Source organism: Pseudomonas oryzihabitans (assembly GCF_014522265.1).
Lineage (GTDB): Bacteria > Pseudomonadota > Gammaproteobacteria > Pseudomonadales > Pseudomonadaceae > Chryseomonas > Chryseomonas aestiva.
This window is the reverse complement of the sequence record NZ_CP017024.1, coordinates 3,416,336-3,439,638: the sequence shown is the minus strand read 5'-3', so window position 1 is coordinate 3,439,638 and position 23,303 is coordinate 3,416,336. Positions and strand designations below refer to the sequence as shown.

At 66.2% G+C, this 23,303-nt stretch carries 22 protein-coding genes and 1 tRNA gene; 15 read left to right on the top strand and 8 right to left on the bottom strand.

Annotated elements, in window-relative coordinates; all coding sequences use genetic code 11:
* Positions 1 to 35 precede the first annotated feature (35 nt).
* Positions 36 to 112 (top strand) — tRNA-Pro (locus BGI51_RS15865).
* A 237-nt stretch (positions 113 to 349) separates the two neighbouring features.
* On the opposite strand, the gene BGI51_RS15860 is transcribed toward BGI51_RS15865, so the two are convergent.
* On the bottom strand, positions 350 to 1,090 hold the full coding sequence (locus BGI51_RS15860) for a cation transporter (protein WP_437179408.1): 741 nt from the start codon (positions 1,088 to 1,090) through the stop codon (positions 350 to 352).
* 131 nt (positions 1,091 to 1,221) lie between these two features.
* Between BGI51_RS15860 and BGI51_RS15855 the strand changes: the two genes are divergently transcribed.
* Positions 1,222 to 1,656 (top strand): MerR family transcriptional regulator, encoded by a 435-nt coding sequence (locus tag BGI51_RS15855; protein WP_187978939.1) that lies wholly within the window; start codon positions 1,222 to 1,224, stop codon positions 1,654 to 1,656.
* Between the two features lie 106 nt (positions 1,657 to 1,762).
* Here the strand turns inward: BGI51_RS15855 and BGI51_RS15850 are convergent, their stop codons facing one another.
* The 3 genes from BGI51_RS15850 to BGI51_RS15840 form a co-directional block, all read right to left on the bottom strand.
* The gene (locus BGI51_RS15850; RefSeq protein ID WP_187978938.1) at positions 1,763 to 2,383 is read right to left on the bottom strand and encodes a LysE family translocator; all 621 of its coding nucleotides are present in this window, start codon (positions 2,381 to 2,383) and stop codon (positions 1,763 to 1,765) included.
* Between the two features lie 108 nt (positions 2,384 to 2,491).
* Complete coding sequence (locus tag BGI51_RS15845) at positions 2,492 to 2,980, bottom strand: hypothetical protein (RefSeq protein WP_133859468.1); 489 nt, start codon at positions 2,978 to 2,980, stop codon at positions 2,492 to 2,494.
* Between the two features lie 216 nt (positions 2,981 to 3,196).
* The gene (locus tag BGI51_RS15840; protein WP_252977303.1) at positions 3,197 to 3,502 is read right to left on the bottom strand and encodes a response regulator; all 306 of its coding nucleotides are present in this window, start codon (positions 3,500 to 3,502) and stop codon (positions 3,197 to 3,199) included.
* On the opposite strand from BGI51_RS15840, the gene BGI51_RS23565 reads away from it, so the two are divergent.
* The 5 genes from BGI51_RS23565 (at position 3,440) to BGI51_RS15820 (ending at position 9,768) form a co-directional block, all read left to right on the top strand.
* The gene (locus BGI51_RS23565; protein WP_252977327.1) at positions 3,440 to 3,607 is read left to right on the top strand and encodes a hypothetical protein; all 168 of its coding nucleotides are present in this window, start codon (positions 3,440 to 3,442) and stop codon (positions 3,605 to 3,607) included. The genes BGI51_RS15840 and BGI51_RS23565 overlap by 63 nt on opposite strands.
* Positions 3,608 to 3,816: 209 nt before the next feature.
* A complete protein-coding gene (locus tag BGI51_RS15835) occupies positions 3,817 to 5,430 on the top strand; it encodes a histidine kinase famiy protein (protein WP_187978936.1) in 1,614 nt (537 codons plus the stop codon).
* A 224-nt stretch (positions 5,431 to 5,654) separates the two neighbouring features.
* The gene (locus tag BGI51_RS15830; protein WP_187978935.1) at positions 5,655 to 7,148 is read left to right on the top strand and encodes an ATPase domain-containing protein; all 1,494 of its coding nucleotides are present in this window, start codon (positions 5,655 to 5,657) and stop codon (positions 7,146 to 7,148) included.
* Positions 7,145 to 9,247 (top strand): response regulator, encoded by a 2,103-nt coding sequence (locus BGI51_RS15825; protein ID WP_187978934.1) that lies wholly within the window; start codon positions 7,145 to 7,147, stop codon positions 9,245 to 9,247. The genes BGI51_RS15830 and BGI51_RS15825 overlap by 4 nt, the downstream gene beginning before the upstream one ends.
* A 35-nt stretch (positions 9,248 to 9,282) precedes the next feature.
* The gene (locus BGI51_RS15820) at positions 9,283 to 9,768 is read left to right on the top strand and encodes a GNAT family N-acetyltransferase (RefSeq protein ID WP_187978933.1); all 486 of its coding nucleotides are present in this window, start codon (positions 9,283 to 9,285) and stop codon (positions 9,766 to 9,768) included.
* Positions 9,769 to 10,344: 576 nt separating this feature from the next.
* On the opposite strand, the gene codA is transcribed toward BGI51_RS15820, so the two are convergent.
* Together codA and codB are read right to left on the bottom strand one after the other, a co-directional pair.
* Positions 10,345 to 11,589 (bottom strand): cytosine deaminase, encoded by a 1,245-nt coding sequence (gene codA, locus BGI51_RS15815; protein WP_187978932.1) that lies wholly within the window; start codon positions 11,587 to 11,589, stop codon positions 10,345 to 10,347.
* A gap of 10 nt (positions 11,590 to 11,599) precedes the next feature.
* Complete coding sequence (gene codB / locus BGI51_RS15810) at positions 11,600 to 12,862, bottom strand: cytosine permease (protein WP_187978931.1); 1,263 nt, start codon at positions 12,860 to 12,862, stop codon at positions 11,600 to 11,602.
* A 198-nt stretch (positions 12,863 to 13,060) separates the two neighbouring features.
* On the opposite strand from codB, the gene BGI51_RS15805 reads away from it, so the two are divergent.
* The 8 genes from BGI51_RS15805 to BGI51_RS15770 all read left to right on the top strand — a co-directional run bounded on the left by BGI51_RS15805 (position 13,061) and on the right by BGI51_RS15770 (position 22,029).
* The gene (locus BGI51_RS15805; RefSeq protein ID WP_187978930.1) at positions 13,061 to 13,978 is read left to right on the top strand and encodes a 3-hydroxyacyl-CoA dehydrogenase family protein; all 918 of its coding nucleotides are present in this window, start codon (positions 13,061 to 13,063) and stop codon (positions 13,976 to 13,978) included.
* Positions 13,975 to 15,417 (top strand): sigma-54 interaction domain-containing protein, encoded by a 1,443-nt coding sequence (locus BGI51_RS15800; protein WP_187978929.1) that lies wholly within the window; start codon positions 13,975 to 13,977, stop codon positions 15,415 to 15,417. The genes BGI51_RS15805 and BGI51_RS15800 overlap by 4 nt, the downstream gene beginning before the upstream one ends.
* A gap of 361 nt (positions 15,418 to 15,778) precedes the next feature.
* Positions 15,779 to 17,173, top strand: coding sequence for a GntP family permease (locus BGI51_RS15795; RefSeq protein ID WP_158896688.1), 1,395 nt, complete (start codon positions 15,779 to 15,781; stop codon positions 17,171 to 17,173).
* A gap of 10 nt (positions 17,174 to 17,183) precedes the next feature.
* Positions 17,184 to 17,936, top strand: coding sequence for a 3-hydroxybutyrate dehydrogenase (locus BGI51_RS15790; RefSeq protein ID WP_187978928.1), 753 nt, complete (start codon positions 17,184 to 17,186; stop codon positions 17,934 to 17,936).
* Between the two features lie 19 nt (positions 17,937 to 17,955).
* The gene (locus BGI51_RS15785) at positions 17,956 to 18,657 is read left to right on the top strand and encodes a CoA transferase subunit A (protein ID WP_133859480.1); all 702 of its coding nucleotides are present in this window, start codon (positions 17,956 to 17,958) and stop codon (positions 18,655 to 18,657) included.
* 1 nt (position 18,658) lies between these two features.
* Positions 18,659 to 19,285: a CoA transferase subunit B gene (locus tag BGI51_RS15780; protein ID WP_187978927.1), complete on the top strand. Its 627-nt coding sequence runs from the start codon at positions 18,659 to 18,661 to the stop codon at positions 19,283 to 19,285.
* 13 nt (positions 19,286 to 19,298) lie between these two features.
* Complete coding sequence (locus BGI51_RS15775; RefSeq protein ID WP_187978926.1) at positions 19,299 to 20,480, top strand: acetyl-CoA C-acetyltransferase; 1,182 nt, start codon at positions 19,299 to 19,301, stop codon at positions 20,478 to 20,480.
* A gap of 127 nt (positions 20,481 to 20,607) precedes the next feature.
* Positions 20,608 to 22,029 carry a short-chain fatty acid transporter gene (locus BGI51_RS15770; RefSeq protein WP_187978925.1) on the top strand — a complete coding sequence of 474 codons (1,422 nt, stop codon included), beginning with the start codon at positions 20,608 to 20,610 and terminating at the stop codon, positions 22,027 to 22,029.
* A gap of 56 nt (positions 22,030 to 22,085) precedes the next feature.
* Here the strand turns inward: BGI51_RS15770 and BGI51_RS15765 are convergent, their stop codons facing one another.
* Both BGI51_RS15765 and BGI51_RS15760 read right to left on the bottom strand, forming a co-directional pair.
* Positions 22,086 to 22,310, bottom strand: coding sequence for a hypothetical protein (locus tag BGI51_RS15765; protein ID WP_059314350.1), 225 nt, complete (start codon positions 22,308 to 22,310; stop codon positions 22,086 to 22,088).
* A gap of 132 nt (positions 22,311 to 22,442) precedes the next feature.
* Entirely contained in the window at positions 22,443 to 23,195 is a 753-nt protein-coding gene (locus BGI51_RS15760) for a TerC family protein (protein ID WP_158896822.1), read from the bottom strand.
* Between the last annotated feature and the right edge of the window lie 108 nt (positions 23,196 to 23,303).

Below are 23,303 nucleotides of genomic sequence, written 5' to 3'. Positions count from 1 at the left end.
GCATGAGTTTTAGGTAGAATGCGCGCCATCCATTACGGAGCGTAGCGCAGCTTGGTAGCGCGTCTCGTTCGGGACGAGAAGGTCGCTGGTTCGAATCCAGTCGCTCCGACCAATCTGATCCGCAAGGATCACCCCAAAGCCCGCCCAGTGCGGGCTTTGTCGTTTCCGGCGTTTGGCAGTCTGCCTTCGCGGCGCCCCCCTTTTCTCTCCTGTACGACCGTTCCCACAGGCGCTCGTCTTGGTCTCCGGCATGCCAAACCGAGAAGCGGTGTCTCGGCGGTGGATTGTCCGCGCCCCAAGGGGCGACGAGATCGCCTCGCCCGACCCTGTCTGCACAGCGACAGACCGCCTACGGGCGGCCTGGCTTTTCCACGGATTCAAGAGCCCCCTTGCTGTCAGAGGCGCAGCACGAAGCAGCCGGAGCGCGCTGGCCAGGCTCAACGATGACCGCTGGCGTCTTACCGCCGCAGCAGGAAGGCACCGGCGGCGCTTGCATCGGAGCGGCTTGCAGCTCCTGCACTGGCACTCCCTGTCCTTCCGAAGCAATACGCCACGCGCGGTAGGCTTCACGACTGACCTGCCAGGCCGAGTGCAGGAACAGCGCGGCGATGGCCAGACCGACCAGGACGTCTGGCCAGAGGCTGCCAGTGACAGCCACCAGGATGGCAGCCAGCACCACGCTGGTATTGGCGACCAGATCGTTCCGTGAACAGATCCAGGTGGACCTCATGTTCAGATCGTCCCCGCGATGGCTGTACAGCAGGTAGAAGCAGTAGGTATTGGCGAGCAGTGCGACGAGTCCGATCGTGCCCATCCAGTCGGCCTGGGGCACCTCCTGCAGGATCATCTTGCGCACCGCGTCCGCGATCACCAGCACGCCGAACAGCAGCATGAATCCGCCTTTCACCAGGGCAGCACCAGCGCGGGCTCTATCACTTCGATGCAGCACGAACAGCGTCAGCGCATAGACCGAGGCATCGCCGAACATGTCCAGGGAATCCCCGAGCAGCGCCGTCGAGCCGGCCAGCCAACCGGCGGCGAACTCCACCAGAAACATCACCGCATTGATCGCCAGCACACTGTAGAGCACGCGACTCTGGCGACCTCGCAGCTGAGCCAGCTCGCCGGCCTTGTCTTCGCAGCAACTATCCACGGCACCCTCTCGGCAACACTCAGGATTTGCCCTAGGCTGAAGGTTATAGTCGCTATAAGGTCAAGGCCATGAACGCTCCTACGTACACCATCGGTCAGCTGGCCAAGGCCACGGATACCAAGACCGTCACCATCCGCTACTACGAAAAGGAAGGCTTGCTGCCGTCCTCGACGCGCTCTGCGTCCGGCTACCGGCTGTACGGCCCGACCGAACGGGATCGGCTGCTCTTCGTCAGACGTGCCCGCATGCTGGGCTTCAGCCTGGATGAAGTCCGGGAGCTACTCGGCCTGGCGGATCGGCAGCAGGCGCCTTGCGCTGCCGTGGATAGCCTCGTGGCAGAACACCTGCGGCAGGTGCGGCAGCGGCTTGCCGATCTGCAAGCCCTGGAGAGCGAATTGCAGCGGCTGTTGGCGTGCTGCCACGGCGGGACCATAGCGGAATGCAGGATCATCGAGTCGTTGGCTGGTACGCCGATGCCTGGAGGTGGGCGCTGCCTTGGCTAAAAGGGGCATCCACCTGCGCGCTTGCACCCCAAGGCCCGCTAAATGCGGGCTTTGTTGTTTCTGGCGTTTGGCTTTGGCGTCCTCTCGGAAGCGCCCCTCCCCCTCTTTACCTGCGACTCAGCGCCAGCTTTGCGGCGAACAGCAGGAAGACCACGCACGTCATCCGATCCAGCCAGCGGATCACCGCGGCCTTGCGCAGGGCCTCGCCCAGGGTGCGGGTAGCGCCGATCAGGATCAGGGACCAGAGCAGCCCCAGCGCCACATGGATGGCGACCAGGCCGAAGGTCCAAGCGATCAGGGGTTGGCCCTGGGGAATGAATTGGGGCAGGAAGGACACGTAGAAGATACCGACCTTGGGATTGAGGATATTGCCCAACATGCCTTTCACGAACCAGTTGGAGGCTGTGCCACCCTCGCCTGCCGTTGGAATGAGGGCCGTACGAGGGCGCAGCAGCAGGTTGAGGCCGAGCCAGCAGAGGTAGGCGGCCCCACAATACTTCAGCAGCGTATAGGCCAGTTCCGAGACCGCCAGCAGCGCGCCCAGGCCGAAGGCTACGGCGGCGCCCCAGAGCAGGCAGCCCGCGTTGATCCCCAGGGCCGCACGCCAGGCCTGGGCGCGTCCTTCGACGGCGGCGGTGCGCAGGATCAGCGCGGTATCGAGGCCTGGTGTGACGGTGAGCAGGGACGCGGCCAGGGTGAAGGCCAGCAGGTTATCGGCGAGGGCCATGACAGGGCTCGTTTCGGCTGGGAGCTTGGAAACGGTAGCACGGGGTCAGGACGGCGATCAGCCTGCTCTTGAATTGCCATGGCCGCCCGCAGGCGGCCATGGCGAGGCTCAGCCGGCAGCGCGGAAGGCCGGTTCCTGCTCGGCGATGTAGCGCGCGGCGGCGCGGCGGGCTTCCAGTCCGAAGGCCTGGGGATTGCGATCGACGATGCGCTCCAGGGTCCCGCGAGGGATGCCGTCGGCTTCGAAGTCGGTGCGGCACTGCAGGGCGCCGGCGTGGCAGACGTTGCGCTCGACCGCCTCGATCAGGCCACCGGCACGCAGGGTCTTGACGATGTTATGGGGCAGGCGCCGACTGCGGCGCAGGGCGGCCGTGGCCGTGGCCAGGACGTCGAGGATCTCGTTTTCCACCGGGGTGAAGGGGCCGTTGCCGAGCTTGCCCTTCTGCATCAGGTAGCGGCGCGAGAGCAGCCTGCCCTGGCGTTCGAGGGCTTCGCGCGCGGCCAGGTCGAGGCGACCGCGGCTTTCCAGGCTGCGCTCCAGCGCAATGAGAAATTCCCAATCGGTGATCTGAGAAATCTGGGTGATGACTGCGTCCATGAAGCGCTCCTTGCCAGTCGGGAATAGATGGCACATTGATAGCGTTCAAGGCTTTTGGTTCCCTGCAAACCGGGCATGCCGACGGACGTCATATCATTTGGCCAGTCGAAACGGGGTACTGCCGACGAGCGCGTCTATTCGGGGACGAAAGGAGGCGTGACCAGATCAGGGCGGCAGGCCGGCTCGGGCAGGTTGCGCCACCCATGAAGCAGGCCCCTAGCGACGCGGCAGCAGGCTCTCGACCAGTTGGCTGAGGTCGGCCACGCTCCAGGGCTTGGGCAGGAAGGCCGCCCGGCGCGGCAGGATGGCGAGATCCTGGTCGATGTAGCCGGAGATGATGATGAAGGGGATCGTCGGCCAGCTCACAGCGGCAAGCTGGGCGAAGGCCAGGCCATCCAGCATGCCCGGTACGTTGACATCGGCGATGACCATCTTGGTATCGCTGCCGCGGGTGTCCATGTGAGCCAAGGCCTCGTCACTGGAAGCGACCGCCACGACATCCAAGCCCTGTTCGGTGAGAATTTCGGTCAGCAGCTCGCGCTGGCCCGCATCATCTTCCAGAACAAGAATTTGTCTTTGTATTTCAAGGCTTCTCGGCTTCATGGCAGGTCAGACAGCGAAGGCTGAAGAGGTTCTCCCGAAACCTACCTAACGGTCACCTGAGGCAGGTGAGCGGTACACTGGCAAATGGCCGCCAAAGCCGCGCCACGCTTGGCTTTCAGCTCCTAAAAGGGCGATGCCAGACCGCCTCGTGAGGGGTGCGGATGAAGTTTTCTCGCCGCTTGGCTGTCTGAGGGCCAAGACGCCCAATTTTGCCTGCCAAGGATTCCGCCTCCGTGAGCCAGAAGCACCCACCCCGCAAGGCGCGGGTCGACAATTCCGCGACGAGCGATGTTTCGCACGAGGGCAAGAACATCTTCTTCGCCGCCGTGGAAACTACGCGGATGCCGATGCTGATCACCGACCCCAATCAGCCGGACAACCCGATCCTGTTCGCCAACAATGCCTTTACCGATATGACCGGTTACGGGGTGGACGAACTGCTGGGACGCAACTGCCGTTTCCTGCAGGGGCCGGAGACCGATCGCTCGGTGGTCGCCCAGATCCGCGAGGCGGTGGAGCAGGAACGCGAGATCTCGGTGGAGATCATCAACTATCGCAAGGACGGCTCGACCTTCTGGAACGCGCTGTTCGTCTCGCCGGTGTACAACGATGCGGGCGAGCTGACCTATTACTTCGCGTCCCAGCTGGATGTCAGCCGCCGGCGCGACGCCGAGGATGCCCTGCGCCAGGCGCAGAAGATGGAGGCGCTCGGCCAGCTCACCGGCGGTATCGCCCACGACTTCAACAACCTGCTGCAGGTGATGATGGGCTATATCGACATCATCCAGCGCACAGCGGAAAAGCCCAGCTTCGACCAGGAGCGCATCGTCCGCAGCGCCACCCATGCCAAGTCGGCGGCGGAACGCGCCAGTACCCTCACCCAGCAGCTGCTGGCCTTTTCGCGCAAGCAGAAGCTCGAAGGCCGGGTGCTCAATCTGAACAACCTGATCCGCACCTCCCACGAGTTGGCGGAGCGGACCCTGGGCGACGTGGAAATCCGCACCCGGCTGGAACCCGAACTGTGGAATTGCCGCATTGATCCGACCCAGGCCGAAGTGGCGCTGCTCAATATCCTGATCAATGCCCGGGATGCCCTGGCCGATCGCCCGCAACCCAGCGTGGGCATCGAGACGCGCAACGTCGAGGTGCGCGAACTGGCGAACATGTCCTACGACGGCCTGATGCCCGGTCGCTATGTCAGCCTGGCGATCACCGACAACGGTCATGGCATGCCCGCCAGCATCCGCGATCGGGTGATGGACCCCTTCTTCACCACCAAGGAAGAAGGCAAGGGCTCGGGGCTGGGTCTGTCGATGGTCTATGGCTTCGCCAAGCAATCCGGCGGTACGGTACGCATTTATTCGGAAGAAGACGTCGGTACCACGCTGCGCCTGTATTTCCCGGTGGATGACAGCCTCGTCACCCATCAGCAGGCGGAGCAGCGTTCGGACCGCCGCAGTGGTACGGAGCGCATCCTGGTGGTGGAAGACCGCCCGGATGTCGCCGAACTGGCCAAGCTGGTAATGGAAGACTATGGCTACACCGCGCAGATCACCTTCAATGCCAGCGAGGCGCTCAGGGTGCTGCGCGAAAGCGAGCAGCCGTTCGACCTCCTGTTCACCGACCTGATCATGCCGGGCGGCATGAATGGCGTGATGCTGGCGCGGGAGGTGAAACGCCTGCACCCGGGGATGAAGATCCTGCTCACCACCGGCTACGCCGAAAACTCGCTGGAGCGCACCGATATCGGCGGCTCGGAGTTCGAGGTGATCTCCAAGCCCTATATCCCCAACGATCTGGCGCGCAAGATTCGCCGGGTGCTGGATGGGCCGAACGGGATCGCCTGATCGCAACGGCTTGGCGAGGCTGCACTGTGTCGGAGTGGCCGGCGGCGGGCCAGGGTATTAGACTTCCTATAATTCAGTGCGGCTCTGGTCTCCGCCGTCGACTCCCGGCGTGACATCATCACTGCCCGCACCTTGCCGCCGGATTCTCGGGCTTGCCCGGAGCTCAGGCTGGGCCGCGGCCATGCTGTCCCCTTCGCTTCCGCCACCTTGAGGTCCGGTCACCCATGAATTCCCCTAGCCCGTCAATTATCGCGACAGGCAATACCGGTCTGGACCAGGTGTTGCGCGGCGGCCTACCCCGCGATCGACTCTATCTGCTGGAGGGTACACCGGGGTCGGGCAAGACCACCCTGGGGCTGCAGTTTCTCTTTGAAGGGGTACGCCGGGGCGAGTCGGTGCTCTACATCACGCTATCGGAAACCAGCGAAGAGTTGCAGAGCGTGGCCGAGTCCCATGGCTGGAGCCTGGAGGGCGTGGAGCTGTTCGAGCTATCCGCCGCCGATGCGGTACTGGGCGGTGCTCAGGAGCAGACCATCCTGCACCCCTGGGAATCCGAACTGGGCGATACCATCGAGCTGATTCAGGCGCGGGTGGATGAACTCAAGCCGAGTCGGCTGGTGTTCGACAGCCTGTCGGAGATGCGTCTGCTGGCCCAGGATCCCCTGCGCTATCGGCGCCAGGTGCTGGCGCTCAAACAGTTCTTCGCCGGGCGCGGCATCACCGTGCTGCTGGTGGACGACCTGACCACCAGTCCAGGCGGGCGGGACAACCACCTGCACAGCCTCTGCCACGGGGTGCTGACCCTGGAGCGCCTGACCCTGGACTTCGGCGCTGCCCGCCGCCGCCTGCAGATCCAGAAGCTGCGTGGCCGAGATTTCGTCGCCGGCTATCACGACTTCACCATCCGCCGGGGCGGGCTGGAGATCTATCCGCGGATCATCGCTGCGGGGCACTACGAAGAATTCCTTGGCGCCGTCGTCCCCAGCAACATCCAGGACCTGGACGCGCTGCTGCACGGCGGGCCCTTGCGCGGTACCAGCACCCTGATCACCGGTCCGGCGGGGGCCGGCAAGACGACGCTCGCCCTGCAGTTCGTGATGGCGGCCTGCGCGCGCGGGGAAAGATGCGCCGTATACGAATTCGACGAACGTATCGGCACCCTGCTCAAGCGTGCGGAAAGCATGGGGATGCCGCTGCTGCGCTATATCGACGAAGGTCTGCTGGTGGTTCACCAGATTCATCCCGCCGAGTTGTCGCCCGGCGAATTCGCCTGGCGCGTGCGGCAGGACGTCGAGGAAAACAACTGCCGGATGCTGGTGCTGGACAGCCTCAATGGCTACCTGGCCGCCATGCCGCAGGAGCAGCAGCTGATTCTGCAGTTGCACGAACTGCTCTCCTACCTGAGCCAGTCCGGGGTGGTGACCTTCCTTATCAATCCCCAGCATGGCCTGGTCGGCTCCATGACCTCCAATCTGGACATCTCCTATATCGCCGATACCGTCGTGCTGGTGCGCTTCTTCGAAGCGCACGGCCGTCTGCGCAAGGCCATTTCCATCCTCAAGCATCGCGGCGGCGGGCATGAGGATGCGATACGGGAGTTGCGCATCGATACCCAGGGCATCCGGGTGGGTCAGCCGCTGGTGGACTTCCGTGGCGTGCTGACCGGCACCCCGGAGTATTTCGGTGCCAGGCAGCCCCTGATGGAAGAGCGCGATTGACCGAGTCCAAGACGCCCGCCTGCGAACTGATCATCTGTGCCCCGCTTCGCGGTGACGCGGCCAACCTGCAGCGGCTTTTCACCCAGGGCTATCTCACCCGCTACGTTGCCAGCCTCGACGAGGTCGCGGCGGCCCTGGGCGACGACACCGGCATCATCGTCTTTACCGAGGAAGCCCTGCGCCAGGACCTGAGCGCCCTGGCAGAGGCTCTGGAGCGGCAGCCCACCTGGTCGGATATCCCGCTGGTACTGCTGGCTTCCGATGCCAAACGCTCGGGGCGTGGCAACGATCTCCTGCGCCGACAGCTGCCGGCGGCGACCACCAACCTGGTCATCCTCGAACGGCCGCTGAGTGGCGCCTCGCTGCTGAGCAGCGTCGCGGCGGCCTGGCGGTCGCGCCTGCGTCAGTTCGAGATGCGCGACCGCCTCGCCGAACTCGCCCAGGAACGCGAGCGCCTGCAGACGCTGCTGGAGAATCTGCCGGTCGGGGTGTGCTTCATGGATGCCGAGGGTCGGACCCTGGTCAGCAATCCCTTCTATGAGCAGTATGTGCCGGGTCAGCACATTCCTTCCCGGCAGCCTGGGGAGGTGTCGCGCTGGACCGCGCTCGACGACAGTGGCCGACTGTTGCCACCCGAGCGCTTTCCGGGTGCTCGGGCGCTGGCTGGCGAGCGGGTCAAGGGCCAGGATTTCTATCACACCAGTGCAACCGGCGAGGAATCCTGGCTGCGGGTGAGCGCGGTGCCGCTGCACGACGCCGGCCGGCAGATCATCGGGGCGACCACGGTGATCGCCGATGTCAGCGACGAGAAGCGCGCCGAACTGGCGCTGCGTCGCTTCAATGAAGAACTGGAACTCCAGGTCGCGGAGCGCACCCGCACCCTGGCGCTTACCCTCAGCGAATTGCAGCGGGAAACCGCCGAGCGCAATCGCGCCGAAGAGCAGTTGCGCCAGTCGCTGAAGATGGAAGCGGTCGGCCAGCTCACCGGCGGCATCGCCCATGACTTCAACAACATGCTCACCGGGGTGCTGGGCGCCCTGGATTTGATGAAAATCAAGAACAAGGGACAGCTCGCCGGCCTGGAGCGGTACATGGAGGCCGCGCAGCATTCGGCGCACCGGGCGGCCGCCCTTACCCAGCGGTTGCTGGCCTTTTCCCGCCGGCAGTCGCTGGAATCCCGGCCGATGTCCGCCAACGAGCTGATCCTGGCGCTGCAGGAGTTGTTGCAGCGCACCGTGAGCGAACAGATCTCGGTGGAGCTGGCGCTGGGCGAGGACCTGCCCTGGATCCTGGCCGATGCCAACCAGCTGGAGAATGCGCTGCTCAACCTGGTGATCAACGCCCGCGATGCCATGCCGGATGGCGGTGTCGTGACCCTGGCGACTTCGCTGCTGACGGTCACCGAGCCGGGGACGGACGACGAGGCCCTGGCCCCGGGCGACTATGTCTGCATCGAAGTGCGGGACAGCGGTACCGGTATCCCGGAGCGGCTGCTGGACAAGGTGCTCGAACCCTTCTTCACCACCAAGCCGCAGGGCCAGGGCACCGGCCTGGGGCTGTCGATGGTCTATGGCTTCGCCCGGCAGAGCAATGGCCGTCTCACTCTCGCCAGCGACAGCAGCGGGACTCAGGTCTGCGTCTATCTGCCGACGGCCGAGCAACGCCACGAACCGAAACGGAGCGACCCGGCGGAATTCACCCAGGGTGCCGGCGAGACCATTCTCCTGGTGGAGGACGACGTCGCGGTCCGGCTGGTCAATCAGGAAGCCTTGGAAGCCCTGGGTTATCAGGTGTGGAGCGCCGCCGAAGGCAAGGCCGCGTTGCGCCTGCTGGACCAGATTCCCCAGCTGGACCTGCTGGTGACCGATGTCGGCCTGCCAGGCCTCAACGGTCGCCAGCTGGCGGAGGTCATCCAGCAGCTCAGGCCGCGGCTGCCGGTGCTGTTCCTTACCGGCTACGCCGAGGGCGCGCTCAGTAGGAACGCCTTCCTGGGTGGTAACATGGAGCTGATGACCAAGCCCTTCACCCTGGACCAGCTGGCCGCGCAGGTCGCCGCCATGCTGGCCGGGTCCGCCAATCGGGCAGTGGTGCCCTCCTGAGGTCGGCGCCGCCCCGCGACCAGACCAAGGCACCCATGACCACCCAGATCCGCCCCGCCCGCCGCGAAGACGCCACCCGCATCCATGAACTGATCGTCGAACTGGCCGACTATGAAAAGGCCGTTCACGAGGTACTGGCCAGCCCCGCTCAGATCGAGGCCACGCTGTTCGCAGCCGATACTCCGACCCGGGCGCTGGTTGCCGAGCACGACGGCGCGGTGGTGGGCTATGCCGTGTATTTCTACAGCTATTCCACCTGGCTGGGCCGCAACGGCATCTACCTGGAAGACCTCTATGTGAGCCCCAGCGCCCGCGGCACCGGCCTGGGCAAGGGGCTGCTGCGCGAACTGGCTCGGGAGGCGGTGGCCAACGACTGCGGCCGCCTGGAATGGAGCGTGCTGGACTGGAACACCCCGGCCATCGACTTCTACGAAAGCCTGGGCGCCAAGGCGCAGCGCGAGTGGGTGCGCTATCGCCTGGACGGCGCGGCACTACGGGATTTCGCCGAGAGTGGGCGCTAGGATTCACAGGTTGGGTCGAGCGCCAGCGAAGGCCGACGCGATGGAACGCGACATGGGTAATGGCAGTTGCGGTCAGGACGATCCGCTGCTGCCAGGAGCCCCTAATCGCGGCCATGGGCCGCTCCTACAGATCTTGATTCTCCTGTAGGAGCGGCCCATGGCCGCGATCAGCGCCGTAGCGTGGAAAACGGCGCAGCCTTTTCCACTGGGGACTTCGGAATGGGGACTGCCCTCACCCCAGCCCTCTCCCAGAGGGAGAGGGGGTTGTTCGAGTAAGAATCAGATCTTTGCCAGCCCTGAAAATCGCAGCGCCGTAGCGTGGAAAACGGCGCAGCCTTTTCCACTGGGGACTTCGGAATGGGGCGTGCCCTCACCTCAGCCCTCTCCCAGAGGGAGAGGGGGTTGTTCGAGTGAGAATCAGATCTTTGCTAGCCCTGAAAATCGCAGCGCCGTAGCGTGGAAAACGGCGCAGCCATTTCCACTGGGCCTTCGGCATGAGGCGCGCCCTCACCCAGAGGGAGGGGGGGACTTACGTTCGCGGTGTCCACTTTGACGGACCGCCATGGCCAAGGTCCGTTACAACACGTCCGCCAGTTCCACCTGCGCCGGGCGGCGCTGCATCAGCACCTTGCCGTTACGGATGGAGTACAGCGGCAGGCCCTGGCTGCGGACCATCTCGTAGTCGCTGTCGGCGGAGAGCACCAGCAGGTTGGCTGGCCGCCCCTCCTCCAGGCCGTAGCGATCGCCCAGGCATAGGGCCTTGGCGCTATTGACCGTGACCAGGTCCAGTGCAGATTGCAGGTTGCGATAGCCGAGCATGTGGCAGATGTGCAGCCCTGCTTCCAGCACGCGCAGGATGTTGCCGTTCCCCAGTGGATACCAGGGATCGACGATGGAATCCTGGGCGAAGCAGACATTGAGGCCGGCCTCCAGCAGCTCGTTGACCCGGGTCACGCCGCGGCGCTTGGGAAAGCTGTCGAAGCGGCCCTGCAGGTGGATGCTCTCGGTCGGGCAGGAGATGAAGTTGATGCCGGCATGGGTCAGCAGGCGGAACAGCTTGGCGCAGTAGGCGTTGTCGTAGGAGCCCATGGCGGTGGTGTGGCTGGCGGTGACCCGCGAACCCATGCCGCGGCTGCGCGCCTCTTCGGCCAGCACCTCCAGGAAGCGCGAGTGGGGATCGTCGGTTTCGTCGCAATGGACGTCCACCAGGCAGCCGGTGCGCTCGGCCAGGTCCATGAGGAATTTCACCGAGCTCACCCCCTGGTCGCGGGTGTACTCGAAGTGCGGGATGCCGCCGACCACATCGGCGCCCAGGCGGATCGACTCCTCCATCAGCTCGCGCCCATTCTTGAAGGACTCGATGCCCTCCTGGGGAAAGGCGACGATCTGCAGATCGATCAGGTGCCGGGTTTCCTCGCGCACCTCCAGCATGGCCTTGAGCGCGGCCAGCGACGGATCGGTGACATCGACATGGGTGCGCACGTGCTGGATGCCGTGGGTGGCCAGGGCGCGGATGGTGCGCGTGGCGCGGGTCTTGGTGTCTTCCTGGGTGATGGTGGCCTTGCGCTCGCCCCAGCATTCGATGCCTTCGAACAGGGTGCCGCTCATGTTCCAGCGCGGCTCGCCGGCGGTCAGGGTGGCATCGAGGTGGATGTGCGGCTCGACGAAGGGCGGCACCACCAGGTTGCCGGCGGCGTCGAGGTCGTCCGGCCCTACCGCGGGCGGCATGAGCTGCTCGGCGATGGCGGCGATGCGTCCGCCTTCCAGGCGAATGTCATGGAGGCCTTCGCGGTCACGCAGGCGGGCATTGAGGATGCGCATGGTGGATCTCCTAGAGCGAAGCGGGGGCGGCGGTACGACGACCGCGACTCAGGCCATTGAACACGCCATAGCCGAGCGCCGCCACCCCGATGCCCACCAGGGGCGCGACCCAGGGTGAATTGAAGGCAGCCAGGGTGCCCAGCCCATAGGCGGCCAGGCCCGGCCAGTTGTAGTGCGGCAGGCGGGCCTCGGCGAGCAGCGGATAGCGGCCGCGGTGGCGCAGCCAGAAGTCGGCGACGATCACCCCGCCGATGGGCGGGATCACCGTGCCGAGCAGCACCAGATAGGGCACCAGCAGGTCGTACATGCCTAGCAGCGCCAGGGCGGTGCCGATCAGGGCGCCGGCCAGGGTCACCGTCTTGCGGCGGCTGGTGCGCACCAGGTTGCAGCCGGCCACGGCGAAGTTGTAGATGGTGTTGTCCTGGGTGCTCCAGATGTTGAGCAGCAACATGGCCAGGGCGGCGGTGGCGAAGCCCTGCAACATCAGCACCTCCACTACGTCCGGTTGCTGGTAGACGATGGCGCCATAGGCGCCGATCAGCACCATCAGGCCGTTGCCGAGGAAGAAGCCGATCAGGCTGGCAAGTACCGCCACCCGGGTGGAGCGGGCGAAGCGCGTCCAGTTGGTGGCCTGGGTGGCACCACTGACAAAGGTGCCGAACACCAGGGTGATGGCGGTGGACAGGTCCAGGCTGCTGCTGGGCTGGATCGCCAGCAGGCCGGCCAGGCCGCCGGCCTTGGTGGTGGTCACGCTCATGGACAGGATCAGCAGCAGCGCCATGGCCGGCACGGCGATCCAGGAGAGGATCTCCAGGCCCCGGTAGCCGATGTAGGCGGTGGCGCAGAAGCCCAGGCCGAACACCGCCATCAGCGCCAGCACCGCGCCCTGCTCCAGGCCGAAGTACTTGCCCAGCACCACCGCAGCGGTGGCCGTACCCCAGGCGTACCAGCCGATCTGGGTGAAGCCGAGGATGAGGTCGCACAGCTTGCTGCCGCGTTCGCCAAAGGCGAAGCGCCCCATCAGCACCGAGTTGAGGCCGCTGCGACAGGCGATATGGCCGAGGGCGGCGGCATAGAGACCCAGCAGCAGATTGCCGAGGGCGATGACCAGCAGCAGGTCGGCGAAACCGAAGGCCACCCCCAGCTTGCCACCGGCGAACATGGTGGCGGTGAAGAAGGTGAAGCCCAGCAGCACCATGGCCAGGGAGGCCAGACCCTTGCGGGCGTGGGGCGGCACTTCGCTCAGGGGATAGTCGTTGCCGGCGTTGCTCATAAGGGACTCCTCGGGATGGACGTGCCTGTCCTGTAGCAGTGCCCATGCCAGCCCCGGCCAAGGGGCGTGACAGAGCCCAGGGGCCCGCAACGAATCCATTACCAGGGCCCGCCTTTGGTGCAAGGCGGCGCTCCGTGCCTTGGCCGGGGGCAGTCAAGTGTGAGACGGTTGCCGCGGCCGTCTCACAAGGAAAAGATCATGACCACGCCTCGCCTCGCCGTCCTGGGTTCCGGTCTCATGGGCATCGGCATCGCCGTGCATCTGGCGCGCCACGGCCATGCCGTGCGGCTGCAGGACCTCGACCCCGTCCGCCTCGCCGAGGTGGCAGCCACCGCGCGCACCCTGCTCGCCGAGCTGGAAGAAGCCGACATCGCGGTGGACACCGAGGCGGTGATCGCCCGCCTGACCACCACCACCGACCTGGCCGATCTCGCCGATTGCGACCTGCTGTTCGAAGCCGTGCCCGAGCGCCTGGAGCTCAAGCACCGGCTCTACGCCCAGCTTGAAGCCGTGCTGCGCCCCCATGCCCTGATCGCCAGCAATACCAGCGGCCTGCCACCGGACGAGCTGGCCGCGCACCTGCACCATCCCGAGCGCCTGCTGATCGCCCACTTCTGGAATCCGCCGCACTTCATCCCGCTGGTGGAGCTGGTGCCCGGCACGGCCACCCTGCCCGCCCATCTGGAATCCGTGCGCCAGCTGCTGGAGGCCGCCGACCTGGAGGCCGTGGTCTTGCAGCACGCCATTCCCGGCTTCATCGGCAACCGCCTGCAATTCGCCCTGCTGCGCGAGGCCCTGCACATCGTGCAGAGCGGCGCGGCGGATGCCGAGACGGTGGACCGGGTGATGCGTGCCTCGCTGGGCCGGCGCTATGCCATGGTCGGTCCGCTGGAAGCGGCGGACATGGGCGGCCTGGACACCTTTCGCGACATCGCCAGCCACCTCTGGCCAACCCTGGCGCGGGACGAGGCGCCGCTGCAGCTGCTGGAAGACCAGGTGGCGGCCGGCCGTACCGGCCTGCGCAGTGGTGCGGGCTTTCACGAGTGGGACGCGGCGCGGCGCGAGCGTATCGTCCAGCGCCGGCTGCACCAGCTGCGCCATGCGCTGAAGCCATGAGTCGCACTTCGCCCGGCCTGCCGGACCTGGAGGACTACGCCGAGATCCGCCAGCGGGCGATCCGCTCGCTGTTCGAGATCATCGAGCAGACCAGCAATGGCACGGTGATCGTCGACCGCGAGGCGCGCATCGTCTGGATCAACCAGAGATACGCCCAGCACTTCGGCCTGCCGGATGCCGCCGCCGCCATCGGTCAGCCGGTGGAACAGATCATTCCCCACAGCCTGCTGCGCGAGGTGGCGCGCAATGGCCAGCCGATCCTGCTGGACATGCTGGAGACCCGCAACGGACCGCTGGTGGTGATGCGCCTGCCGATCCATACCGACGAAGGCGAGTTGATCGGCGCCATCGGCTTCGCCCTGTTCGACCAGCTGCAGCAACTGGCGCCGCTGGTGACCCGCTACCTGCGCATCCAGGAAGAGCTGGCCACCACCCGGCGCTCGCTGCAGCATGCACGCACCGCCAAGTATGGCTTCGGCCACTTCGTCGGCAGCGGACCGGCCAGCCTGGAGGTCAAGCGTCGCGCCCGGCGCGCCGCCGCCAGCGAGGCCGCGGTGCTGCTGCTGGGCGAGACCGGCACCGGCAAGGAGTTGCTGGCCCACGCCATCCACGGAGCCTCGCCACGCGCCGGGCGGCCCTTTGTCAGCATCAATGCCGCGGCCATTCCGGAAAGCCTGCTGGAAGCCGAATTCTTCGGTACCGCGCCCGGCGCCTTCACCGGCGCCGAGCGACGGGCCCGCCCGGGCAAGCTGCAGATCGCCCAGGGCGGCACCCTGTTTCTCGACGAGATCGGCGACATGCCCCTGGCCTTGCAGGCCAAGCTGCTGCGGGTACTGCAGGAAAAGGAGTACGAGCCGCTGGGCTCCAACGAGGTGCTGGCCTGTGACGTGCGCATGATCGCCGCCACCTCGCGTGACCTGGAGGCGGCCGTGGCCGAGGGGCGCTTTCGCGCCGATCTCTATTACCGGCTCAATGTCCTGCCGATCCGCATTCCACCCCTGCGAGAACGCCTCGACGACCTGGGGGGGCTGGCCGAGGCCATCCTCGCTGACCTGCGCAAGCTGAACGGACAGCCAATGCCCGAATTCACCGCCGACGGCCTGGCGCTGCTGCAGCGCCAACCCTGGCCCGGCAACGTGCGCGAGTTGCGCAACGTGCTGGAGCGCGCCGTGCTGCTGGGTGACGACAGTCAGCTGGATGCCGCGGCGCTGACGGCGGCCCTGGGCATCGCCCCCGCCCCCTCGACAACCGGCGAGTCGATCCGTTACCGGACCGGCGAAACCTACGCCGAAGCCCGCCAGCGCTTTGATCGCGAGCTGCTGCAGGACGCCCTGGCCGCCTGTGGCGGCAAGGTGGACGAAGCCGCGCGCCGCCTGGGCCTGGGGCGGTCCACGCTGTACAAGAAGCTGGTGGCGCTGGGGCTGATGTCTCAAACATGAGACATGTCCAGATATAGAGACGCAGTCCGTAGAAGCGGCCCATGGCCGCGATAGATCGTTTGTCGCGGCCATGGGCCGCTCCTACAGAGTCACGGCGTAGGCTGGTTTGAAACCGCTTTATCGTCGAAGGCCAACATTGCCGCCCGTGGACTGATGTTGGGCTTCGCTTCGCTCAGCCCAACCTACGGGGTCCAGCTTTTGAGACAATCTATCGGTAGCGGGCAGAGATCAAAATAAAATCTTATACAAAACAACAACTTACAAAGCTGGCACGGTTCTGGCTCCTGCATTCGGGCGATTCCTGCATCGCCCTTATAACAACAAGAACCGCTTCGCCCCAGGCGAAGCTCTAGGAGAAGCCATGAGTGTCCTGATTGCACTCGCCGCCCTGGCGCTGCTGATGTTCGCCGCCTACCGGGGTTTCAGTGTCATCCTCTTTGCCCCCCTCGCCGCCCTCGGCGCCGTGCTGCTTACCGATCCGTCCGCCGTGGCGCCCGCCTTCACCGGGGTGTTCATGGACAAGATGGTGGGCTTTCTCAAACTCTACTTCCCGGTTTTCATGCTGGGCGCCCTGTTCGGCAAGCTGATCGAGCTGTCGGGCTTTTCCCGCGCGATCGTCGCCGCGGCCATCCGCCTGCTCGGTCGCGAACGGGCCATCCCGGTGATCGTCGCGGTCTGCGCCCTGCTCACCTATGGCGGCGTCTCGCTGTTCGTGGTGGTCTTCGCGGTCTATCCCTTCGCCGCCGAGATGTTTCGCCAGAGCGACATCCCCAAGCGGCTGATCCCGGCGACCATCGCCCTGGGCGCCTTCTCCTTCACCATGGATGCCCTGCCCGGCACGCCGCAGATCCAGAACATCATCCCCACCAGCTTCTTCCAGACCACCGCCTGGGCCGCGCCCTGGCTGGGCCTGGCCGGTTCGCTGTTCGTCATCGCCGTTGGCCTGACCTACCTCGGCAGCGCCCGGCGCAAGGCCCGCAACAGCGGCGAAGGCTATGCCAGCGTGCCGCTGCGCAACGAACCCGAGACCGCCGCCGACCTGCCGCTGCCCAACCCCTGGCTGGCCCTGGCGCCGCTGGTGCTGGTAGGCGTGCTCAACCTGCTGCTGACCCGCTGGATTCCCGACTGGTATGGCGCTACCCATAACCTGGCCTTGCCCGGCATGGCCAAGCCGGTGACCCAGGAGGTGGCCAAGCTGACCGGTATCTGGGCGGTGGAAGGCGCGCTGCTGGCGGGCATCCTGCTGGTGCTGGCGACCGGCTTCGGCGCCATCCGCGGGCGCCTGGCGGAAGGCAGCAAGACCGCCGTCTCCGGCGCCCTGCTGGCCGGGATGAACACGGCGTCGGAATACGGCTTCGGCGCGGTGATCGCCGCCCTGCCCGGCTTCGTGCTGTTCGCCCAGGGCCTCAAGGCCATCCCCGATCCGCTGATCAACGAGGCGGTGAGCGTGACCCTGCTGGCCGGCATCACCGGTTCCGCCTCGGGCGGCATGAGCATCGCCCTGGCGGCCATGAGCGACACCTTCATCGCCGCCGCCAATGGCGCGGGCATTCCCCTGGAAGTCCTGCACCGGGTGGCGGCCATGGCCAGTGGCGGCATGGACACCCTGCCGCACAACGGCGCGGTGATCACCCTGCTGGCGGTGACCGGCCTGACCCACCGCGAAGCCTATGGCGGCGTGTTCAAGATCACCCTGATCAAGACCGTGGCGGTGTTCTTCGTCATCGCCCTCTACTACCTGACCGGCCTCGTCTAAGGAGACCACCATGGACCTCACCGGCAAGACCGCCCTGGTCACCGGCTCCACCAGCGGCATCGGCCTGGGCATCGCCCAGCGCCTGGCCGCCGCTGGCGCCACCCTCATCCTCAACGGCTTCGGCGATCCCGCTGCGGCCCAGGCCAGCCTCCCCGGTCGCTCGGGTTTCCACGGGGCCGACCTGTCCAGGCCGGAGGAGATCGAAGACCTCTTCGCCTACGCCAAACGCGACTTCGGCGGCGTGGACATCCTGGTCAACAACGCCGGCATCCAGCACGTGGCGCCGGTGGAGGACTTTCCGGTGGAGCGCTGGGACGCGGTGATCGCCCTCAATCTCTCGGCCGTGTTCCACACCACCCGTCTGGCGCTGCCGGGCATGCGCGAAGGCAACTGGGGCCGCATCGTCAACATCTCCTCGGTGCATGGCCTGGTGGCCTCCACCGGCAAGGCCGCCTATGTCGCCGCCAAGCATGGCGTGGTGGGTCTGACCAAGGTCACCGCCCTGGAAACCGCCCGCACCGGCATCACCTGCAACGCACTGTGCCCAGGTTTCGTGCTCACCCCGCTGATCCAGCAGCAACTGGACAGCCGTGGCAGCGATCCGGATCAGGCGCGTCGTGAACTGCTAAGCGAAAAGCAGCCGTCGCAGGATTTCGTCACCACCGACCAGCTGGGCGAGCTGGCGCTGTTCCTGTGCAGCGACGCCGCCGCCCAGGTGCGCGGCGCCGCCTGGACCATGGACGGCGGCTGGACCGCTCAATAACGACAAGAGGATCTCCGTCATGAACAAGCTCTATCCCAACGCCGCGGCCGCCCTCGACGGGCTGGTCGGCGACGGCATCACCCTGGCCGTGGGCGGCTTCGGCCTCTGCGGCATTCCCGAGGCGCTGATCGCCGCCCTGCGCGACACCGGCGCCCGCGAACTGACCGCCATCAGCAACAACGCCGGGGTGGACGGCTTCGGCCTCGGCCAGCTGCTGGAGACCCGGCAGATCCGCAAGATGATTTCCTCCTACGTGGGCGAGAACAAGGAATTCGAGCGCCAGTATCTGGCCGGCGAACTGGAGCTGGAATTCACCCCCCAGGGCACCCTGGCCGAGAAGCTGCGCGCCGGTGGCGCGGGCATCCCGGCGTTCTACACCCGCACCGGCTACGGCACCCTGGTGGCCGAGGGCAAGGAGGTCCGCGACTTCAATGGCCAGCCGCATGTCATGGAACTGGCGCTGACCGCCGACGTGGCCCTGGTCAAGGCGCAACGCGCCGACAAGGCCGGCAATCTGGTATTCAACAAGACCGCGCGCAACTTCAATCCGCTGTGCGCCATGGCCGGTCGCGTCTGCGTCGCCGAGGTGGAAGAGCTGGTGGAAGTCGGCGAGCTGGACCCCGACCAGATCCACCTGCCCGGCATCTTCGTGCAGCGCCTGGTGGTCAACGCCAATCCCGAGAAACGCATCGAGAAACGCACCCTGAGCGAGGAGAAGTAAGATGGCCTGGACCCGCGAACAGATGGCGCAACGCGCCGCCCGGGAGCTGCAGGACGGCTTCTACGTCAACCTTGGCATCGGCTTGCCGACCCTCGTCGCCAACTACATCCCCGCCGGCATGGACGTCTGGCTGCAGTCGGAGAACGGCCTGCTCGGCATCGGCCCCTTCCCCACCACCGAGACGGTCGACCCGGACCTGATCAACGCCGGCAAGCAGACCGTCACCGCCCTGCCCGGCAGCAGCTATTTCGACAGCGCCGCCAGCTTCGGCATGATCCGCGGCGGTCACGTCAACCTGGCCATCCTCGGCGCCATGCAGGTGTCGGCCCAGGGTGACCTGGCCAACTGGATGATCCCCGGCAAGATGGTCAAGGGCATGGGCGGCGCCATGGACCTGGTGGCTGGGGTGCAGCGCGTGGTGGTGCTGATGGAGCATACCGCCAAGGGCGCCCACAAGATCCTGCCGGCTTGCGACCTGCCGCTGACCGGGGTCGGCGTGGTCGACCTGATCATCACCGATCTGGCCGTGCTGGAGGTGACCGAGGGCGGTCTCCGGCTGGTGGAGCTGGCCGAAGGCGTCAGCCTCGATGAACTGCGCGCCGCCACCGGCGCCCCCATCCAGGCCTGAGGAGATCCCAGCCATGCAAGACGTCGTCATCGTCGCTGCCACCCGCACCGCGGTCGGCAGTTTCCAGGGCTCCCTGGCCAATGTGCCCGCCGTGGAGCTCGGCGCCACCGTCATCCGCGCCCTGCTGGAGCAGACCGGCGTGGCCCCGGCGCAGGTGGATGAAGTCATCCTCGGCCAGGTGCTCACCGCCGGCGCCGGCCAGAATCCGGCGCGCCAGGCAGCGGTCAAGGCCGGCCTGCCCCACGAAGTGCCGGCCCTGACCCTGAACAAGGTCTGCGGCTCCGGCCTCAAGGCGGTGCAGCTGGCGGTCCAGGCGATCCGCTGCGGCGACGCCGAGATCGTCATCGCCGGCGGCATGGAGAACATGAGCCTGGCGCCCTATGTGCTGCCCAAGGTACGCACCGGCCTGCGGCTGGGCCATGCCGAGCTGGTCGACTCCATGCTCAGCGATGGGCTGTGGGATGCCTTCAACGACTACCACATGGGCCAGACCGCGGAGAACCTGGTGCAGAAGTACCAGCTCAGCCGCGAGGCCCAGGACGCCTTTGCCGCGCGTTCCCAGCAGCGCGCCGCGGCAGCGGTGGAATCCGGCCGCTTCCGCGAGGAGATCACCCCGGTGGCCATTCCCCAGCGCAAGGGCGAGCCGCTGCTGTTCGACACCGACGAGGGCATCCGCGCCGACACCACCGCCGAGGGACTGGCGCGCCTGCGTCCAGCCTTCGCCAAGGACGGCAACGTCACCGCCGGCAACGCCTCCAGCCTCAACGACGGCGCCGCCGCGGTGCTGGTGATGAGCGCGACCAGGGCGGCCGCCCTGGGCCTGACACCGCTGGCGCATGTCGCCGCCTACGCCAGCGCCGGGGTGGACCCGGCGATCATGGGCATCGGCCCGGTCTCGGCCACCCGCAAGACCCTGGAAAAAGCCGGCTGGCAATTGGCCGACCTGGACCTGATCGAGGCCAACGAAGCCTTCGCCGCCCAGGCCCTGGCCGTGGGTCAGGAGCTGGGCTGGGATGACGAGAAGGTCAACGTCAACGGCGGCGCCATCGCCCTGGGCCATCCCATCGGCGCCTCGGGTTGCCGGGTGCTGGTGACCCTGCTCCACGAATTGCGCCGCCGTGACGGGCGTCGGGGGCTCGCGACCCTGTGCATCGGCGGTGGCCAGGGTGTGGCCCTGGCGGTGGAGCGGCGTTAAAGCCTATCGCGGCCATGGGCCGCTCCTACAGGTCCGGAGACCACCGTAGGAGCGGCCCATGGCCGCGATCAATGCATCACCGTCCCGCACTACATTCCCACAAAAAACAACAACAAAAGGATCCACCATGAGCTCAACCCCTTCCCGCGATTCGCGCAGCGCGCGGTTCGCCCTGGCCTGTTCCAATTGGGCCGAGCGCTGGTTTCCCGATTCCTGGGTGTTCGCCGTGCTCGCCGTGGCCGTGGTGGCCCTGGCCGCCCTCGGCATGGGCGCCCCCGCGGCCAAGACCGCCAAGGCCTTTGGCGACGGTTTCTGGAGTCTGATTCCCTTCACCATGCAGATGGCCTTCGTGGTCATCGGCGGCTATGTGGTGGCCAGTTCCGGTCCGGCCGCGCGCCTGATCGAGCGCCTGGCGCGGGTGCCCCGGACCGGCCGCGGCGCGGTGTGCTGGGTCGCCCTGGTGGCCATGCTCGCCTCCCTGCTCAACTGGGGCCTGAGCCTGGTGTTCGGCGGCCTGCTGGTGCGTGCCCTGGCCCGCCGCGAAGAACTCAAGATGGACTATCGCGCCGCTGGCGCCGCGGCCTACCTGGGCCTGGGCGCGGTCTGGGCGCTGGGCCTGTCGTCGTCGGCGGCCCAGCTGCAGGCCAATCCGGCCAGTCTGCCGCCATCGATCCTGGCCATCACCGGGGTGATCCCCTTCAGCCAGACACTGTTCCTCTGGCAATCCGGCGCCCTGCTGCTGGTGTTGCTGGTGGTCTCGGCGGTGATCGCCTATGTCACCGCGCCAGGACCGGACAGCGCGCGCGATGCCCGCGCCTGCGGTGTCGAAGTCACCCCGGCGCCCAAGGCCGCAGACAAGCCAACCCGTCCGGGCGAATGGCTCGAATACAGTCCGATCCTGATCGTGCTGCTGGTCTTGCTGGCCGCCGGCTGGCTGGTACAGGAATTCGCCAGCAAGCCGGCCATCGAGGCCATCTCCGGGCTGAACACCTACAACCTGCTGTTCATCAGCGTGGGGGCCTTGCTGCACTGGCGGCCGCGGCACTTCCTCGACGCCGTGGCCCGCGCCGTGCCGGCCACCACCGGGGTGCTGATCCAGTTTCCGCTGTACGGCTCCATCGCCGCGATCCTGACCAAGGTCAACGGCGCCGATGGCCAGACCCTGGCGCACCATATCGCGGCATTCTTCACCCAGATCGCTACCCACGACACCTACGCCCTATTGATGGGCGTCTACTCGGCGCTGCTGGGGTTCTTCATCCCCTCGGGCGGAGGCAAGTGGATCATCGAGGCGCCCTATGTGATGCAGGTGGCCAACGACCTGCAATATCACCTGGGTTGGGCCGTGCAGATCTACAACGCCGCCGAGGCACTGCCGAATCTGATCAATCCCTTCTACATGCTGCCGCTACTGGGCGTGCTGGGGCTGAAGGCGCGCGACCTGGTCGGCTTTTCCTTCGTGCAGCTGCTGGTCCATGCACCCTTGGTGCTGGTGCTGCTGTGGCTGTTGGGGGGAACGTTGGCATATCTGCCGCCGGTACACCCGTAGCTCGGGTGGGGCGCAGAAAGTAAGGCGGGAGGGGTAAAGCGGGAGCCGGCTGAATCTCAGCCGGCGATGGCCAGACGGGTACTGTCGATGATGGCCTGCAGGCGGCTCGGGGTGCTGTATTCGTCGCGGTAGATCCGGCGGGTGTGCTTGGCCACGCCATGCTCGTTGACGACGATGAAGGAAAAACCTCGCTTGCTGGGGGCGTCGATGACGCAGCTCATCGGCGCGAAAGCGGCGCTGAGGGCATGCATGGCGTTCTGGGCTTGGGCTTGTATGTTCATGACTTCAGTTGTAAACCTCACGTGTGACGCTGCTATGACAAAGGTCTTGACCGATAGTGCCTAGACTTTCCAGTTATTGTTAGCAATAGGCGTGCCGGAATGTAACAAGGCCTTTTTCGACACGCCCTGCCCTCACTTGCCGGCAGCCTGCTGGCGACGCTTGGCTCGCCGCGACAGCATGTTCAGGCCCTCGATCAGCGCCGAGAAGGCCATGGCCGCGTAGATGTAGCCCTTGGGCACATGGGCGCCGAAACCCTCGGCGATCAGGGTCATGCCGATCATGATCAGGAACCCCAACGCCAGCATCACGACGGTCGGGTTGCGGTCGATGAACTTGGCCAGGGGATCGGCCGCCAGCAACATGACGGTCACCGCCACCACCACCGCGATCACCATCACCGGCAGGTGCTCGGTCATGCCGACGGCGGTGATGATGCTGTCCACCGAGAACACCAGGTCCAGCAAGAGGATCTGCACGATGGCCGAGCCGAAGGCCAGGGTCGCCGTCTCGCCGCCCTTGGTCAGGGCGCTGTCGGGCTCGGGATCGACGTTGTGGTGGATCTCCTTGGTCGCCTTCCACAGCAGGAACAGGCCACCGGCGATGAGGATCAGGTCCTTCCAGGAAAAGCTCTTGCCGAACACCTCGATGATGGGTTCGGTAAGCTGGACGATCCAGGCCACGGTGCCGAGCAGACCCAGGCGCAGGATCAGCGCCAGGCTGATGCCGATGCGACGGCCCTTCTGCTGCTGGTGAGCGGGCAGCTTGTTGGTCAGGATGGAGATGAAGATGAGGTTGTCGATGCCCAGCACCACCTCCATCACGATCAGTGTGGCCAGGGCAGCCCAGACGGTCGGGTCGGCGGCGAGTTGTAGCAGATAGTCCATTGCGGCACGGTTCCAGTGGGAAGAGAAAGGCCTGACAGGGTCAGGCCGCAGGTCTCACCATCAGAGCCTCGCGCCTGTGAAATGCTCGTGAAGGCCTCTGCCGCAATT